The following is a 1195-nucleotide window of genomic DNA, read 5'->3' as shown; positions in this document are numbered from 1 at the left end:
AAAAATGGGAAAAGAAAAGTTCACGCGCACCAAGCCCCACGTCAACGTGGGCACGATCGGTCACGTTGACCACGGCAAGACCACGCTGACGGCCGCCATCACCACCGTGCTGGCAGCCAAGTTCGGCGGTTCGGCCAAGGCCTACGACCAAATCGACGCAGCGCCCGAAGAAAAGGCCCGCGGTATTACCATCAATACCGCCCACGTCGAATACGAAACCGCCAACCGCCACTACGCCCACGTGGACTGCCCAGGCCACGCCGACTATGTGAAGAACATGATCACCGGCGCAGCCCAAATGGACGGCGCCATCTTGGTCTGCTCGGCTGCTGACGGCCCCATGCCCCAGACCCGCGAACACATCCTGTTGGCCCGCCAAGTGGGTGTGCCATACATCATCGTGTTCCTGAACAAGTGCGACATGGTGGACGACGCCGAACTGCTCGAACTCGTTGAAATGGAAGTGCGCGAGCTGTTGGACAAGTACGACTTCCCAGGTGACGACACCCCCATCATCCACGGCAGCGCCAAGCTGGCCATGGAAGGCGACAAGGGCGAGCTCGGCGAAGGCGCGATCATGAAGCTGGCCGATGCACTGGACACCTACATCCCCCTGCCAGAGCGTGCTGTTGACGGCGCGTTCCTGATGCCTGTGGAAGACGTGTTCTCCATCTCCGGTCGTGGTACCGTGGTGACCGGTCGCGTTGAACGCGGCATCATCAAGGTCGGCGAAGAAATCGAAATCGTCGGTATCGCTGACACCCAAAAGACCACCTGCACCGGCGTGGAAATGTTCCGCAAGCTGCTGGACCAAGGCCAAGCTGGCGACAACGTCGGCATCTTGCTGCGCGGTACCAAGCGCGAAGACGTGCAGCGCGGCCAAGTGCTGTGCAAGCCCGGTTCGATCAAGCCACACACGCATTTCACCTCTGAAATCTACGTGCTGAGCAAAGACGAAGGCGGCCGCCACACACCTTTCTTCAACAACTACCGTCCCCAGTTCTACTTCCGTACTACGGACGTGACCGGTGCGATCGCGTTGCCAGAAGGCAAGGAAATGGTCATGCCAGGCGACAACGTGTCGATCACCGTCAAGCTGATCAACCCCATCGCCATGGAAGAAGGTCTGCGTTTCGCCATCCGTGAAGGCGGCAAGACCGTCGGCGCCGGCGTGGTTGCCAAGATCATTGCTTAA

1 protein-coding gene is annotated in these 1195 nt (G+C 59.7%); it reads left to right on the top strand.

What is annotated here, in order from left to right:
• Window positions 1-4: 4 nt before the first annotated feature.
• Complete coding sequence (tuf, locus tag AC07O2_RS25945) at window positions 5-1195, top strand: elongation factor Tu (RefSeq protein ID WP_495107028.1); 1191 nt, start codon at window positions 5-7, stop codon at window positions 1193-1195.

This window comes from Rhodoferax sp. GW821-FHT10B06, assembly GCF_059415605.1.
Note: the sequence above shows the minus strand (reverse complement) of the source record. Positions and strands in the feature narration are given on the sequence as shown.